This window comes from Anaerovibrio sp., from assembly GCF_051866355.1.
In the GTDB taxonomy this organism is placed as follows: domain Bacteria; phylum Bacillota; class Negativicutes; order Selenomonadales; family Selenomonadaceae; genus Anaerovibrio.
Map to the genome: position 1 here is coordinate 1 of NZ_JBJDWZ010000064.1, position 16018 is coordinate 16018.

Below are 16018 nucleotides of genomic sequence, written 5' to 3' on the forward strand. Positions count from 1 at the left end.
CTCGTCGGGCTCATAACCCGAAGGTCAGAGGTTCGAGTCCTCTTCCCGCAACCAAACAGCGTCTGCTGTTTGTAGCTGTGCAAACATGCTGATATAGCTCAGTAGGTAGAGCGCATCCTTGGTAAGGATGAGGTCACCAGTTCAACTCTGGTTATCAGCTCCATTATATGGCTGCGTAGCTCAGCTGGCTAGAGCATTCGGTTCATACCCGGAGTGTCAGGAGTTCAAGTCTCTTCGCAGCCACCATCTGATGATTTTGCCCCGGTAGCAGGCCGGGGCTTTTTTGTGCGCAAAAATGGCCGTATACTGCATGATTGCGGGGATTGCCGCGGCATTATATCATCTGCTGGTGGCAGGATATATCCTGAGCATTTGATTTTAAACAAATTTTTGTTTTGCTATTGGCGTAATGGTGATTTTGGTGTAAAATAATATGAAACTGAATTTTTATTTTAGGAGAGTTGTGCAATGAAGTCTGATGTTGTTAAGAAGGGCGCGACCAGGTGCGCCCATCGTTCTTTGTTTAATGCTATGGGCTTTGGGCCGGAGGATTTGAAGAAGCCTTTAATCGGTATCTGCAATTCCTTCAACGAGGTTATTCCGGGGCATATCCACCTGCGTGAGATAACTGAGGCCGCCAAGCTGGGGGTGGCGGCGGCCGGCGGTACGCCGATGGAGTTCCCGGCTATCGGCGTGTGCGACGGTATTGCCATGGGGCATACCGGCATGAAGTTTTCCCTGGCCAGCCGTGAGCTGATTGCTGACTCCATTGAGGCCGTGGCCACTGCTACCGGTTTTGATGGCCTGGTGCTGATTCCTAACTGCGACAAGGTTGTGCCCGGCATGCTGATGGCTGCTGCCCGCCTGAACATTCCTTGCGTGGTTGTCAGCGGCGGCCCTATGCTGCCTGGCCGTTACAATGGCCGCGACATCAGCGTAAGCCAGTCCTTCGAGGCCGCCGGTGAGTTTGCCGCCGGCAAGATTTCCGAGGCTGACATGACTGCCATCGAGGCCGCCGCCTGCCCTGGCTGCGGTTCCTGCGCAGGCCTCTTTACTGCCAACACCATGAACTGCCTGACGGAAGCCCTCGGCATGGGACTGCCGGGCAACGGCACGATTCCTGCCGCCTATACCGGTGCCCGCCGCCAGCTGGCCAAGCGCGCCGGACAGGTTATCATGAACCTGATTGAGAAGGACATCAGGCCGCGGGATATCCTGACCGAGAAGGCTTTTGAGAATGCCATTACCGTGGATATGGGCATCGGCGGTTCCACCAATACGGTTCTTCACCTGACTGCTATTGCCCATGAGGCAGGTATCGAGCTGCCGGCTGCCAAGTTTGATGAAATCAGCCGCCGCACGCCGTATATTGCCAAGCTCAGCCCGGCAGGCGCCCATCACATGATTGACCTGAACGAAGCAGGCGGCATCAACGCCGTCATGAAGGAGCTGTCCAAGAAGGGCGTTATCCACACCGATGCCATGACCGTCGTGGGCACTGTGGAGGAAAAGATTGCCGATGCCAGGACGCTTCGCCCTGATGTTATCAGGACTGTGGAGGAGCCTTACCGCAAGGAGGGCGGCCTTGCCATCCTGTCCGGCAATCTCTGCCCTGAGAATGCCGTAGTCAAGGCTTCCGCCGTGGCAGAGGATATGCTGGTTTACTCCGGCAAGGCAAAGTGTTTCAGCTCCGAGGAATCTGCTGTCAACGCCATCATGGACGGCCAGATTGTGGAGGGTGATGTGGTGGTTATCCGCTACGAGGGCCCGAAGGGCGGCCCTGGCATGCAGGAAATGCTGAACCCTACCGCCGTTATTTCCGGCCGCGGCCTGAAGGTGGGCCTGATTACGGACGGCCGTTTCTCCGGTGCCAGCCGTGGCGCCTGCATCGGCCATGTTTCCCCTGAGGCGATGGCAGGAGGCCCTATTGCCCTGATTGAGGACGGGGACATCATCGATATTGATATTCCGAACCGCAAGCTGGAGCTGCGTGTCAGCGATGAGGAGCTGGCAAGGCGCAGGGCTGCCTGGGTGAAGCCTGAGCCGAAGATTAAGACCGGCTATCTGTCCCGCTATGCCAAGCTGACTACCTCCGCTTCCAAGGGTGCGGTAGTTACTGCTGACTGCGATTGACAGGCGGCAGGTGACAGGAATGCACATTGTATTGATTGAGCCGGAAATTCCCGGCAACACCGGCAATATTGCCCGCCTGTGCGCCGCCACGGGTATAGAACTGCATCTGGTGAAGCCCCTGGGATTTTCCATTGATGACAAGCATTTGAAGCGTGCGGGGCTGGACTACTGGCATCTGGTGAAGGTGCATGTCCATGAGAGCTTTGCCGAGGTAAAGGCAATGTATCCGGGGCACTGCTTTCATTACTGCTCCACCAAGGCGCCCAGGGCTCACTCCGAGGCGCAGTTTGGCAGGGAGGACATGCTGGTTTTTGGCAAGGAGACTGCCGGCATACCGGAGGATATCCTGAAAGCCAACTGGGAGAGCTGTATCCGCATCCCCATGATTGAGGGAGCCCGTTCCCTCAACCTGTCCAATGCTGTGGCGGTTGTGGCCTATGAGGCCATGCGCCAGCTTGATTATGTGAATCTGCTGCAGACGGGGCCGGGGACCAGAAGCTGAAAGAAGGCTGTTTTTGAGCATCCGGCTGTGTTAGTTGTGTTTTTGATATATTTAGGCGATATTCGATATTTAGGAGGAAAATATTTTGAGTAAAGTATTTGTTACCGGTCATAAAAATCCTGATACTGATTCTATCTGCTCCGCGCTGGGCTATGCCGCCCTGAAGCGCGGCCTGGGCGTGGATGCTGTGGCAATCCGCGTGGGCGAGGTGAACAAGGAAACCCAGTACGCCCTTAATTATTTCAAGGTTGAGGCCCCGGAGCTGGTGCAGTCCGTAGAGGAAAAGCAGCCGGTTATTCTGGTGGACCACAATGAGGTAGGACAGGCAGTGGACGGTCTGGCCGCTGCTGACCTGCAGGGGATTATCGACCATCACCGTCTGGGCGGCATCAATACCGCCAACCCGATTTTCGTGCATATTGAGCCTGTTGGCTGTACCGCAACCATCGTTGCCAAGATGTTTGACCGCTGGGAAGTGGAGCTGACAAAGGAGATTGCAGGCCTCTTGCTGTCCGCTATCATTTCCGATACTGTTCTCTTCAAGTCCCCGACCTGCACCCAGCAGGACAAGGATGCGGCTGAAAAGCTGGCCGGTATTGCCGGGGTGGATTTGAAGGAATACGGCATGGCTATGCTGAAGGCCGGTGCTGATCTGGGTGACCTGACGCCTGCCCAGATTGCCAGAACTGATTCCAAGCCGTTCTCCTTTGGCAGTTACAAGGCTATCGTCAGCCAGATTTCCGTGATGGATACTGCTGACATTCTGGCCAAGAAGGCAGAGCTGACCGCGGCCATGAAGGAGCTTTGCCAGGCAGAGGGCTATGACCTGGCCCTGCTGATGGTTACTGATATCATGGAGGAGTCCACGGAGCTGGTATTTGTGGGCGAGCCAAAACAGCTGATTGCTGACGCCTTTGGCAAGGATGCATCCGGAGATTCCATCTATCTGCCGGGGGTTATGTCCCGCAAGAAGCAGATTGTTCCTCAGCTGACCGAGGCTGCAGCGAAGCTGTAATTCTTTACTGCCTGCATCTATACTGTATGAACATGGTGGCATAAGACAGTACCTCTTATGGTACATGTCTGTGCCGCCTTTTTTTCGCAGTGGCGGCGCAGAGGCGGTAGATTTTGTATTTTGACGGCATTAGGAGGAGAAACGGCTTGGATATTTTTAGCGGCTTAAATGATGACCAGAGGGAGGCAGTGGCATGTCTGGAAGGCCCTCTTTTGATTATGGCAGGGGCCGGTTCCGGCAAGACCAGGGTGCTTACCCACAGGATTGCCAATCTGCTGGAGCATGGAGTTGCCCCTTATAGTATTCTGGCAATAACCTTTACCAACAAGGCGGCCGCCGAGATGCGGGAGCGTGTGGAGAATATGATTGGCCCTTATGCCAGGGAAATCTGGCTCAGCACCTTTCATTCCTTCTGCGCCCGTTTTTTGCGCCGCGAGATTGAGGCCACCGGCATGTACAAGAGCAATTTTGTCATCTATGATTCCGGTGATTCCCAGACTGCGGTCAAGAAGGTTATCAAGGAGCTGAACCTTGACGAGAAGCAGTACAATCCGGGCGGCATCCGCAATGCTATTTCCAATGCCAAGAACCAGATGCTGGGGCCGCTGGCCTTTGAGGCGCAGGCGGCGGATTTTTATCAGAAAAAGGTGGCAGAGGTCTACAAAAAATATCAGGCCATGCTCCGGGAGAACAATGCCCTTGATTTTGATGACCTGCTGCTGGTAACGGTGTCCCTGCTGTCGGAAAACGAGGAAATCAGAAGCCGCTATCAGAGGCGGTTCAGGTATATTCTGGTGGATGAGTATCAGGATACCAACGGAGCCCAGTATCAGCTGACTACCCTGCTGGCCGGGGGCTACCGCAATCTCTGCGTGGTGGGCGATGCAGACCAGTCCATCTACGGCTGGCGCGGCGCTGACATCAGCAATATCCTCAATTTTGAGAAGGATTACCCTGATGCCCGTACCATCATGCTGGAGCAGAATTACCGCTCCACCAAGAATATTCTGGCGGCGGCCAACGCGGTGATTGAGAACAACCCGCACCGCAAGAAAAAGCGCCTGTGGACGGACAATGCCCAGGGGGATAAGATTACCACTTATCTGGCCTCGGATGAGCGTGATGAAGCGCGCTTTATCACGGACACCATCAGCAAACAGCATGATATATACAAGGCCCCTTATGGCGATATGGCGATTCTGTACCGCACCAATGCCCAGTCCCGCGTGCTGGAGGATGCCCTCATGCGGGTGGGACTGCCTTATACCATGGTGGGCGGCCTGAAATTCTACGACCGCATGGAAATCAAGGATATCGTGGCGTATCTCAGGGTTATGTTCAATCCGCTGGATACCATCAGCCTGATGCGCATCATCAATGTGCCGAAGCGGGGCATCGGTGCGGCCTCGGTGGATAAGCTGATGGTGTACGCGGTGGAGAATAACCTGAGCCTTTTTGAAGTGATTGCCAATGAGGAGCTTTTGTCTGCCGTGCCGGGGCTGACCGCCAGAAGCCGCAACCCGCTGAAGCAGTTTGCCCTGCTGCTGCTGGAGCTGATGGAGCGCATGGATAAGCTGGCCGTGTCCGACCTGATAGATGAAGTGATGGAAAGGACAGGCTATCTGGAAGCCCTGAAAAATGACAAGGCGGAGAAGAAAATCGAGAACGAGTCCCGCATCGAAAACCTGCGGGAATTTGTGGGCGTAGCGAAGGATTTTGAGAAGGAAGAGGAGGAAGAGCCGAATCTTGAGAATTTCCTGAGCAAAATGGCCCTGCTTTCCGATATTGATGATTCGGAGCTGGAAGAAGAGCGCGTTACCCTGATGACCCTGCATGCGGCCAAGGGCCTGGAATTTCCGGTGGTGTTCATGGCAGGCATGGAGGAGGGGATGTTCCCCCATGCCCGTACCCTGATGGAGCCGGAGGAAATGGAGGAGGAGCGGCGTACCTGCTATGTGGGCATAACCCGCGCCCAGAGGAAGCTGTACATGACCTACGCAGGCATGCGCACCATCTATGGCCGTACCAATGTCTATGAACCATCACGCTTTTTGGAGGAAATTCCCGGTGAGCTGAAAGAGGAGCTGGCCTTCCGCCGCAGGAGATTTGAGGATAATGGCGGCTTTGAGGGATACAATGATTATGAGGGCGGCGGCTTTGGCGGCAGGAGGTTCGGCGGCAGTTTCGGCTACGGCGGTTACAGCCGCAGTGCCGGGGGATTTACCGCAAAAAATTCGCCCAATGCAGGCACGGTAGAAAGGCGGGGAGCTTCCGGTGACGGCAGTTTTGCACCGCATTTTTCCAGCGGCATCAGCCGCCCGGCGGCCGGCAAGGGACAGCCTATGTCAGGGCTGGAGGCATTGTCCGCGGTGCGCAGTGTCAATCCTGCCATTGCCAGGGGGATGCAGATGGGCGCCAAATCCCTGACGCGCCCTGATATGAGCATTCAGTGGAAAAATGGTGACAAGGCTTCCCACAGCAAATGGGGAACCGGTACAGTTGTAGGCGTTTCCGGCTCCGGCGAGGAAACGGAGCTGCAGATTAATTTTCCGGGCATCGGGCTGAAAAAGCTGATGCAGAAATACGCGCCATTGAAGAAGGTGTAAGGGTATGGACAGAAAAAGCGCGGAATTGAATAAAGGCGGCGCAGGCGGCATGGATGCGTATCGCGAGGATATGGGCAGTATGGACATCGGCGCGGTCAAGAAGGAACTGAACAGGCTGAGAAAGGAAATCCGCCATCATAACAAGTGCTATTATGACAATGACAATCCTGAAATCAGCGATTATGAGTATGATATGCTGATGCAGAGATTGAAGGCGCTGGAGGGGGAGTATCCGGAGCTGATTACCCGGAATTCCCCTACCCAGCTGGTAGGCGGCACGGCGCGGCGCGAAGCAGGGGTGCTGGTTCAGCACGATGTGCCGATGCTCTCCCTGCAGGATGTCTTTTCCAAGGCGGAGGTGGCGGAATTTGTGAATTCCGCTATTGAGGTGCTGGAAGCGCCGGAGTTTGTGGTGGAGGAAAAAATCGACGGGCTTTCCCTGGCACTGCGCTATCGTGACGGCGTACTTTCTCAGGCAGTTACCCGCGGCGACGGCGTTACACAGGGGGAGGATGTGACGGAAAATGCCCGCGTCATCAAGGATATCAGGCAGAAGCTGAAAGACAGCCTGCCTTATTTCGAGGTGCGGGGCGAGGTGTACATGAGCCGGGAGGCCTTTGCCCGCGTCAACGACCGTCAGGAGCTTTTGGGCTTGAAAGCCTTTGCCAATCCAAGAAACTGCGCGGCAGGCACCCTGCGCCAGCTGGACAGCCGCATTACCAAGGAAAGACAGCTGTCCATGTTTGTATTTAACCTGCAGGCGGCAGAGGGCAGGGAGTTTGCCAGCCACACGGAAGCATACGAATTTATGAAAAAGCAGGGCATGAAGGTTATTCATGATTACAGGGTTTGCCACACCGCCGAGGAAGTCATGGCGGCGATTGATGCCATCGGAGCGTCCCGCGGCAATCTGCCCTACGATATTGACGGCGCCGTGGTAAAGCTTAACAGCTTTGCCCAGCGGGAACAGCTGGGGCAGACCTCCAAGGTGCCAAAGTGGGCGGTGGCCTACAAATATCCGCCGGAGGAAAAAGAAACCCGGCTCTTGAATATTGAGCTTTCCGTAGGGCGCACCGGGCGCATCACCCCTACGGCTGTCTTTGAGCCGGTACAGCTTTGCGGCACGCGGGTGGAGAGGGCGACCCTGCACAATCAGGATTTTATCGACGAGCTGGATATACGGATTGGCGATACCATCCGCGTGTTCAAATCCGGTGAAATCATTCCCAAGGTGCGTTCCGTGTGCCATGAGCGGCGGCCTGACGGCGCTGTGCCCTTCCTCATCGGAGATACCTGCCCTGTATGCGGCCACAGGGCGGTCAGGGAGGAAAATACGGCTGATATCAGGTGCACCAATCCCTCCTGCCCGGCCCAGCTGGAGAACCATATTATCAACTTTGCCGGCAGGGACGCCATGGATATCAAGGGCATGGGGGAGCAGAATATTCATGCCCTGATTGAAGCGGGGCTGATAAAGGATATTGCGGATGTTTTCGTGCTGGACAGGCATCGTGATGAGATGATTGCCTCCGGGCTTATCGGCAAGGAAAAAAATACGGACAAGGTGCTGGAGGCCATCGAAAAGGCCAAGGGCAACGAGCCTCAGCGGCTGGTGGCAGGCTTTGGCATTTCCGGCATCGGCAAGGCGGCCGCCCGTGAGCTGATGCTGCACTTCGGGTCGGTGGAAAAGCTGGCCCGGGCCGACATAGAGGCGGTCAGGGCTGTCAATGACATTGGCGAAATCAGCAGCAGGGCGATTTACGAATATTTCCGCGATCCGGTGAACGTGGACATCATCAGCCGCCTTAGGGCTGCCGGTGTCAACATGGAGCTGAAAGACAGCGGCATAGTGGATGAAAAGCTGGCCGGCAAGACCGTGGTGGTGACCGGTACCCTGCCAACCCTCAGCCGCAATGAGGCAAAGGCGCTGATTGAAGCCCACGGTGGCAAGGCGGCAGGCTCTGTATCCGGAAAAACGGATTATGTGCTGGCCGGTGAGGCCGCCGGAAGCAAGCTGGCAAAGGCGCAGGAGCTGGGCATAACCATCATGGATGAGGCGGAGTTTTTGGCCATGCTGAAATAGGCACTAGAAAAACTGGTTAAAATTTTTATACAAAAGTGTTGACAAGCAGGACAAAAAGGTGTAATATACAAAACGTCGAAGGGAGCAGGGCTCCCGAAAGTGAATAGCTTTAAACCATAGAATGGGAAATAGTAACTGATTTTACTTATCTTCAGCGAGCCGGTGCCGCGTCAGCGGGTTGGTGTGATGACCGGTGTTAAGCCTTCAGCGAATGGTCCCAGGAGGGTTCACCGAAATCCGGTGCACATCGGAGAGTAGGCTGGAACGGATGCCCCCGTTACAGGGCTGAGATATCGGAAGCGGCTGATGCTTGTCAGGATGTTTCCCGTATCAAGAGGATATCGTATCGAGTGGCACGGCATTTCGTCTCGTTAGGGATGAAATGCCGTTTTTGTTTGTTGCTGTCGGCCGTCCCGGCAGGCACAGCCATGGGATAGGATATCGAAATTGGGTGGCACCGCGAAACCATTTCGCCCCATGTATAATCCACGAAGCCAGATGTAGCGAGGGATTGTACCTGGAGCGAAATGGTTTTTTATTTTGATTTACGGAATGAAGAAAGGATGTAGTTATCATGTTGAAGCAGTACATTACCAAGATTATGAACAATGAGAATCTTACCCAGGAGGAGGCAGGGAGGGCCATGGATATCATCCTGACCGGCGAGGCCAATGAGAGCCAGATTGCCAGCTTCCTGTCAGTGCTGAAGATGAAGGGCGAGGTAGTGGATGAGATTGCCGGTTTTGCCAGAACGCTGATAGCCCATGCCTCCCATGTGCCGCATCAGAAGCCGGTAATGTGCAACTGCGGCACCGGCGGCGATACCAAGAACACCTTTAACATCTCCACCACGGCGGCCTTCGTGCTGGCGGCCGGCGGCGTATCCGTAGCCAAGCATGGCAATCGTGGCGTGTCCAGTGCCAGCGGCAGTTCGGACGTGCTCAGCGAGCTGGGCGTCAAGTACAACCTGACGCCGGAGGATGCAGGCAAAATCATCGACAATATCGGCATTGCCTTCCTCTTTGCCCCGGCCTTCAATCAGGCCATGAAATATGTGGCCAAGACCAGAAAGGAGCTGGGCTTCCGCACGGTGTTCAACCTCCTGGGCCCGATTATCAATCCGGCAGGCCTTGACTATCAGATGGTGGGCATCTACGATGCGGAGCTGACGGAGCTGATTGCCGGGGTGCTGAAAGAAGTCGGCGTAAAGCATGCCATGGTAATTGCTTCCGGTGACGGCATGGATGAGATTTCCACCAACACCAAGACCAAGGTCAGCGAGATTAAGGACGGCGAAATCACAACCTACGAAATCAATCCTGCTGATTACGGCTTCAAGCCTGGGACGCTGGCCGATTATGCCGGTGGCACGCCGAGCGAAAACGCAGAGATTACCTTGAAGATTCTCCGGGGCGAGGAAAAGGGAAGCAAGCGCGACATCGTGGTGATGAATGCAGGCGCTGCTCTCTACGCCGGTGACAAGGCATCCTCCATCGCCGAGGGCATCAAGATGGCAAATGAGCTGATTGATTCCGGTGCGGCACTGAAGAAGCTGCAGGAGCTGATTGAGGAAAGCCAGAAGCTGAGTGCCTGAGAGGCGGAACTGTGAGAATGGTGGTGAGGTCGTTATGATGATGAATGACACCGGCGTGAAGGTCAAGGTATGCGGCATCAGGGACATGCGGTCAGCGCTGGCGGCTGCGGAGGGTGCGGATTTTCTGGGGTTTATCATGTGCAGCAGGTTCTGGCGCTACGTAGAGCCTGACCTGGTGCGGGAAATCTGCCAGATGGTTCCCCGGAGCCGCAAGGTGGGGGTTTTTGTGGATCAGCCGCTGGATGAGGTAAGCCGTCTGGCTGACTACTGCGGTCTGGATTTTGTACAGCTCCACGGACACGAAACAGAGGAATACGCCGGACGCCTGCAGGCCGGAGGCTACAGCATCATCAAGGCCTTCCGCTATGGTGAGGATTTTTCGCCGGAAAGGGCGGACCGCTATCCGGCGGACCTGATTCTGATAGACAGCTACAGCAAAAATACAGAAGGCGGCAGCGGCATCAGCTTTGCCTGGCAGAGCGCCGCCGCAGAAATAAAAAAGGTAAAGAAACCGTACATTATTGCAGGCGGCATCGGGATAGAAAATGTCAGGGAGGCAATGGATATCTTCCAGCCCTATGGCATAGATGCCTCCAGCTCCATGGAAATAGACAGAAAAAAATCTCCCCGGCTGATAAGGGAGTTTTTGAAAGAGGCAGGTAAGCTATGAGAGATATATTGGCAGAAATCGTAGAAAAGAAAAAGGAAACGGTGGCGGCGGCGAAGAAGGCCCTGCCGCTGTACGAGGTAAAGCGGCGGGCAGAGGAGCAGGCAGGAACCTTCGCCATGTCCCACCGCTTCCGCCAGAGCAGATGGAACCTCATAGCCGAGTGCAAGCTGCAGTCCCCCTCCAAGGGAAATTTCGGGCACAATCACACGGTGGCGGAGCTGGCGAAGATTTATGAGCAGGCAGGCGCTTCCATGCTGTCCGTGCATACGGATGAGCATTTTCTGGGCAAGAATGAGGATGTGACCATGGTCAAGAGCCTTGTGGACATCCCGGTGCTGAGAAAGGAATTCATCATTGATGAGTATCAGATTTACGAGGCGAGAATGCTGGGGGCGGATGCAGTGCTGCTGATTGCCCGCATCCTTACCGGTCAGCAGCTAAAGGATTATCTGTATCTGGCCTGGAGCCTGGGCATGGATGCGCTGATAGAGGTGCATGACGAGGAAGACATGGCCAAGGCGCTGGCAACGCCGGCCCAGTTCATCGGCATCAATAACCGCAATCTGAAATATTTCAGGACGACCATCCAGAACACCCTTGACCTGCTGCCGCTGGCGGACAGGAACAGGACGCTGATAAGTGAAAGCGGCATCCATACGGTGGAGGAAGCAAGGCTGCTGCACGATGCAGGGCTTGACGGCATTCTGGTGGGCGAGGGATTGTCCACGGCCCCTGATGTGTACGGGCAGACGGAGAATTTCGCCAGCATGCAGTGAGAGGCTATGCGGGCGGCATACAGTATAAAGATGTTTCATACAGATAGATGATGATTACAGGAGGAAATGGATAATGGCTAGTAAAGGTAGATTTGGCAAGTATGGCGGACAGTATGTGCCTGAGATTGTTATGCCGGTGTTGAACCAGCTGGAAGAGGCATACAACAAATACAAGGAGGACCCTGATTTTCTGGCGGAGCTGAGAAAATACTACGTGGAGTATGCAGGGCGTCCGACCCTTTTGTACTATGCGGAGCATCTGACGAAGCACTACGGCAAGGCGAAGATTTATTTGAAGCGCGAGGATCTGCTGCATACCGGTGCCCACAAGATTAACAATGCACTGGGGCAGGCACTTCTGGCAAAGCGCATGGGCAAGAAGCGGGTGATTGCTGAAACCGGCGCAGGACAGCACGGCGTGGCAACTGCCACCGTGGCGGCGCTTTTCGGCATGGAGTGCAAGATTTTCATGGGAGCTGTGGACATTGAGCGCCAGAAGCTGAATGTCTTCAAGATGAAGCTTCTGGGGGCAGAGGTGGTGCCTGTCACTACCGGCACCAGCACCTTGAAGGATGCCACCAGCGAGGCTATCCGCTACTGGGCGGCACACATTGATGATACGCACTATATTATCGGCTCTGCCGTAGGCCCTCATCCGTATCCGACCATGGTCAGGGATTTTCAGTCCGTCATCGGCCGGGAAATCCGTGAGCAGATTAAGGAAGAGACCGGCGGACGCCTTGATTATCTGCTGGCCTGCGTAGGCGGCGGCTCCAATGCCATCGGCACCTTCTACGAGTTCAGGGATGATGCCGCTGTGCACAAGTTTGGCGTGGAGGCGGCAGGCCGTGGCACTGCCATCGGTGACAACGCCCAGACCCTTTCCAATCCTGACAGCAGGCCGGGCGTACTGCATGGCGCGTACAGCTATCTGGCCCAGGATGAGGACGGGCAGGTCATAGAGGTGTATTCCATCTCGGCCGGACTTGATTATCCGGGGGTTGGCCCGGAACATTCCATGTTCCATGACCAGGGCGTGGTAAAATATGTAGGCATTAACGACAAGGAAGCACTGGATGCCTTCCAGCTGCTGACGAAGACCGAGGGCATCATTCCGGCGGTGGAAAGCTCCCACGCGCTGGCCTATCTGGAAAAGCTGATGCCGGATACAAATGAGGACGAGGTAGTAGTGGTTACCCTGTCAGGCCGTGGCGACAAGGATGTACAGCAGGTAGCAAGAGCATTGGGAGAGGAGATTGACTGATGAGCCGTTTGGAGAATAAATTTCAGGAATTAAAAAATGCAGGCAAGAAGGGCCTGATTATCTATATAACCGCCGGCATGCCGGACGCAGAGGCTACCGTAAAGCTGGTGCTGGAAGCGGAAAAGGCCGGTGCGGACATTATCGAGCTGGGAGTGCCTTTTTCTGACCCGATGGCTGACGGCCCGGTGATTCAGGCGGCTTCCTATCAGGCGATTCAGAATGGCATGACCGTAAAGAAAGTGCTGGAAATCGTCAGGGAAATCCGCAAATCCTCCCAGATACCGCTGGTGGCCATGGGATATATCAACAACATGCTGAACTATGGCTTTGAGAAATTTACTGTTGATGCCAAATCAGCCGGACTGGACGGCTTTATCATCCCGGATGTTCCTCACGAGGAATCAGGGGATATGAAGAAGGCCTGCAAGGAGCAGGGACTGCATCTGGTGGAATTTGTCACTCCCGGCACCACCGATGAGCGCATCAGCGAAACCTGCACCACGGCGGACGGCTTCATCTACTGCGTATCCATCAACGGCGTTACCGGCGTGAGGAAGATAGATTACGGCCCTATCAACAGGGTTATCGAGCATGTGAAGAAGCAGAGCGCTACCCCGTGTGCCGTAGGCTTCGGCATCGGCTCCCCGGAGGCGGCCGTGGAGGCCGCCCGTCAGGCAGATGCAGTCATCGTAGGCTCTGCCGTGGTCAAGCGCATCATGGAGGGCAGGACAGAGGAAGCCATGAGCCTGATTGGTGATTTGCGCCAGGCCCTTGATGAGATGTAAATTATTTGGTGATTTTGCGAGAAGGTGACAGAATATGAAGCTGGTTCCGGCGAGAGAAGAATTTAAGAGATTGTCAGAAACGGCCAATCTTGTGGCAGTGGCCACATCCATAGATACTGATCTGGATACGCCTGTGTCCATGTATTACAAGCTGGTGGGGGAATCCAAGGGCTTTCTGCTGGAATCGGTGGATGCCCATCAGAAATTCGGACGCTTTTCCTTTATCGGGGCGGAGCCTTTTATAAATCTGCAGATTTATAAAAATCGCCTGATGATTCAGGAGGACGACCAGATGAAGGCACTGGACGGCAGTCCGGTGGAAACCATGAACCGCTATATGCAGGGGCTGAAATCCGCCCTGCACAATCAGCAGCTGCCTCTGGCTAATGGCGGTGCGGTTGGCTATTTCAACTATGAGACGGCCGCCGTCTTTGACCGGGTGCGGGGTCTTGAGGTGGCGGAGGATGAGCTTCTGGGCCAGTTTATGATCTGCAGGGTGCTGATGGTCTTTGACCAGCAGAAAAATGCTTCCCAGCTGATTTATCTGGCAGATGTAAAGAACGCGGAAAACCTCGATGTGCTGTATGACAGGGTTGAGGCCAGAATGCAGGAGCTGGTGGAGGAATTGTACAGGCCGGTGCTCGCCACCTCGGCCAAGGTTCCGCCACGGCAGGAGAAACTGGATTTTCTCAAGGAATATGGCGAGATGCCACAGTCCTTTGCGGATACCATTGCTCAGTGCAAGGAATATATCAATGCGGGAGATATATTTCAGGTGGTGCCGAGCAAGCAGTTCCGCACCAGGCTGACCAAGCCGCCGTTCCTGTTCTATCGCCGTCTGCGGCAGGTGAATCCTTCCCCGTATATGTTCTATCTGAATTTTGGCCGGAAAAAGTTTGTGGCGGCTTCGCCGGAAATGCTGGTGAAGGTGGCCGGGGAGTATGTCTATACCTATCCGATTGCCGGAACCCGCCGCCGCGGCGCCAGCGAGGAAGAGGACAGGGCGCTGGAGGCGGAGCTGAAACACGATATCAAGGAATGTGCCGAGCATTCCATGCTGGTGGACCTGGCGCGTAACGATATCGGGCGCATCAGCGAGCCTGGCTCCGTGGTTGTCACCAAGCTGAGGCAGGTGGAAAGGTTCTCCCATGTAATGCACATGGTTTCCGAGGTGCGGGGCAATCTGAAAAAGGGCTATACGCCTATGGATGTCATGCAGGCCTGCTTCCCGGCGGGAACCGTCAGCGGTGCGCCAAAGCTGCGGGCTATGGAGATTATCAACGAGCTGGAGCCGGTAAAGCGCGGCCCTTATGCCGGTACGGTAGGCTACATGGATTTTGACGGCAACATGGATATGTGCATCACCCTGCGCACCATGTTTATTGACGGGGACAATGCCTATATCCAGTCAGGCGCCGGCATTGTGTATGATTCAAAGCCGGAGTTCGAGTACAAGGAAATCCTGCAGAAATCCAAGGCTATGTTTACCGTGGTAGAGGAGGTTGAGAACGATGTTGTTGCTTTTAGATAATTATGACTCCTTTACCTACAATGTTTACCAGCTTCTGTGCGAGCTGGGGGCAGAGGTTGAGGTTGTCCGCAATGATAAAATCACTGTCAGCCAGGTGGAAGGGCGGAAATACAGCGGTATCGTGATTTCGCCAGGGCCGGGCGTTCCGTCGGAATCGGGGATTACGGAGGAACTGATAGACCACATGAAGGGCCGGGTGCCTGTGCTGGGCATCTGCCTTGGCCATCAGGCCATCGGCGAGGTCTTTGGGGGCAAAGTAGTCCGTGCCGGGGAAATCGTTCACGGCAAGACTTCAAAGCTGAAGCATAACGGCGAGGGCATCTATGCCGGACTGCCGCAGGATATCGAGGTGGGGCGCTACCACTCCCTGATTGTGGAGCGTGACAGCCTGCCTGACTGCCTTGAGGTGACAGCTGAGCTGGAAAACGGCATGATTATGGGGCTAAGGCACAAGGAGTACGACATTCAGGGCATGCAGTTCCACCCTGAGTCCATCCTCACCCCTGACGGGCATGTGATGATGAAGAACTTCCTCAGCCGGGTGCTGAAATGAGGCATGCCGCCATCGAAAATATATATGACTGATTTTCTATTGACGCAGGTGGGCAATTATTGTACAATGTCAGTGTTCGTAAGACTGACGGAAGTGGAATTGACCACATGAATTGCGAATGAGATTATGGCCGACCGTCTGGGCAGAAGGTGCCCGGATGGCGGCCTTTTTTGTTTGTATTTGCAAGGAGTGTGTTGATGGTGAAAGAAAATGGCAGGCTTTTCGTCAGCTCGGTGCTGGCGGGCATGTGCATCGCTTTGGGCGGCACGGTTTTTCTGCGTCTGAAGGACGCCTTTACGGGCGGCAATGTAGCAGGAGCTGTACTATTTACGGTGGGGCTCTTTGTGGTGTGTACCAGGGGCTATGCCCTGTTTACTGGCAAGGCGTGCTATATTTTTGACAATGGGCCTGATTATCTGGCCAGGCTGGCGGTTATCTGGCTGGGCAATCTGGCCGGTACAGGCTTTTTTGCCCTTGCGGAGCGCATGACCTCCATCTGCGGCGAC

13 protein-coding genes, 2 tRNA genes and 1 riboswitch are annotated in these 16018 nt (G+C 55.0%); all 15 genes read left to right on the top strand.

All coding sequences use genetic code 11. The features are described from left to right. The first annotated feature begins 87 nt into the window (after window positions 1–87). Window positions 88–163, top strand: a tRNA-Thr gene (locus ACI3UA_RS03740). A gap of 6 nt (window positions 164–169) precedes the next feature. Further along, a tRNA-Met gene (locus tag ACI3UA_RS03745) sits at window positions 170–246 on the top strand. A gap of 222 nt (window positions 247–468) precedes the next feature. Further along, complete coding sequence (gene ilvD, locus ACI3UA_RS03750; protein WP_439723492.1) at window positions 469–2133, top strand: dihydroxy-acid dehydratase; 1665 nt, start codon at window positions 469–471, stop codon at window positions 2131–2133. Between the two features lie 19 nt (window positions 2134–2152). Further along, window positions 2153–2635 (top strand): tRNA (cytidine(34)-2'-O)-methyltransferase, encoded by a 483-nt coding sequence (locus ACI3UA_RS03755; protein WP_439723493.1) that lies wholly within the window; start codon window positions 2153–2155, stop codon window positions 2633–2635. 85 nt (window positions 2636–2720) lie between these two features. Then, window positions 2721–3650 carry a manganese-dependent inorganic pyrophosphatase gene (locus ACI3UA_RS03760; protein ID WP_439723494.1) on the top strand — a complete coding sequence of 310 codons (930 nt, stop codon included), beginning with the start codon at window positions 2721–2723 and terminating at the stop codon, window positions 3648–3650. 146 nt (window positions 3651–3796) lie between these two features. Further along, the gene (gene pcrA, locus ACI3UA_RS03765) at window positions 3797–6256 is read left to right on the top strand and encodes a DNA helicase PcrA (RefSeq protein WP_439723495.1); all 2460 of its coding nucleotides are present in this window, start codon (window positions 3797–3799) and stop codon (window positions 6254–6256) included. A gap of 79 nt (window positions 6257–6335) precedes the next feature. After that, window positions 6336–8339: an NAD-dependent DNA ligase LigA gene (ligA, locus tag ACI3UA_RS03770; protein ID WP_439723504.1), complete on the top strand. Its 2004-nt coding sequence runs from the start codon at window positions 6336–6338 to the stop codon at window positions 8337–8339. Between the two features lie 574 nt (window positions 8340–8913). Continuing rightward, window positions 8914–9933, top strand: a complete 1020-nt coding sequence (gene trpD, locus ACI3UA_RS03775; protein WP_439723496.1) for an anthranilate phosphoribosyltransferase — start codon at window positions 8914–8916, stop codon at window positions 9931–9933. Between the two features lie 34 nt (window positions 9934–9967). Next, the gene (locus tag ACI3UA_RS03780) at window positions 9968–10603 is read left to right on the top strand and encodes a phosphoribosylanthranilate isomerase (protein WP_439723497.1); all 636 of its coding nucleotides are present in this window, start codon (window positions 9968–9970) and stop codon (window positions 10601–10603) included. Further along, window positions 10600–11379, top strand: coding sequence for an indole-3-glycerol phosphate synthase TrpC (trpC, locus tag ACI3UA_RS03785; RefSeq protein ID WP_439723498.1), 780 nt, complete (start codon window positions 10600–10602; stop codon window positions 11377–11379). The genes ACI3UA_RS03780 and trpC overlap by 4 nt, the downstream gene beginning before the upstream one ends. A 73-nt stretch (window positions 11380–11452) precedes the next feature. Continuing rightward, on the top strand, window positions 11453–12643 hold the full coding sequence (gene trpB / locus ACI3UA_RS03790) for a tryptophan synthase subunit beta (protein WP_439723499.1): 1191 nt from the start codon (window positions 11453–11455) through the stop codon (window positions 12641–12643). After that, window positions 12640–13428, top strand: coding sequence for a tryptophan synthase subunit alpha (gene trpA / locus ACI3UA_RS03795; protein WP_439723505.1), 789 nt, complete (start codon window positions 12640–12642; stop codon window positions 13426–13428). The genes trpB and trpA overlap by 4 nt, the downstream gene beginning before the upstream one ends. 34 nt (window positions 13429–13462) lie before the next feature. Then, the gene (gene trpE, locus ACI3UA_RS03800; RefSeq protein WP_439723500.1) at window positions 13463–14959 is read left to right on the top strand and encodes an anthranilate synthase component I; all 1497 of its coding nucleotides are present in this window, start codon (window positions 13463–13465) and stop codon (window positions 14957–14959) included. Next, window positions 14940–15512, top strand: coding sequence for an anthranilate synthase component II (locus ACI3UA_RS03805; protein ID WP_439723501.1), 573 nt, complete (start codon window positions 14940–14942; stop codon window positions 15510–15512). The genes trpE and ACI3UA_RS03805 overlap by 20 nt, the downstream gene beginning before the upstream one ends. A 70-nt stretch (window positions 15513–15582) precedes the next feature. Beyond that, a riboswitch (ZMP/ZTP riboswitch) is annotated at window positions 15583–15663 on the top strand. A 46-nt stretch (window positions 15664–15709) separates the two neighbouring features. Beyond that, window positions 15710–16018: formate/nitrite transporter family protein (locus ACI3UA_RS03810; protein ID WP_439723502.1), on the top strand; the 309-nt coding region annotated here is incomplete at its 3' end.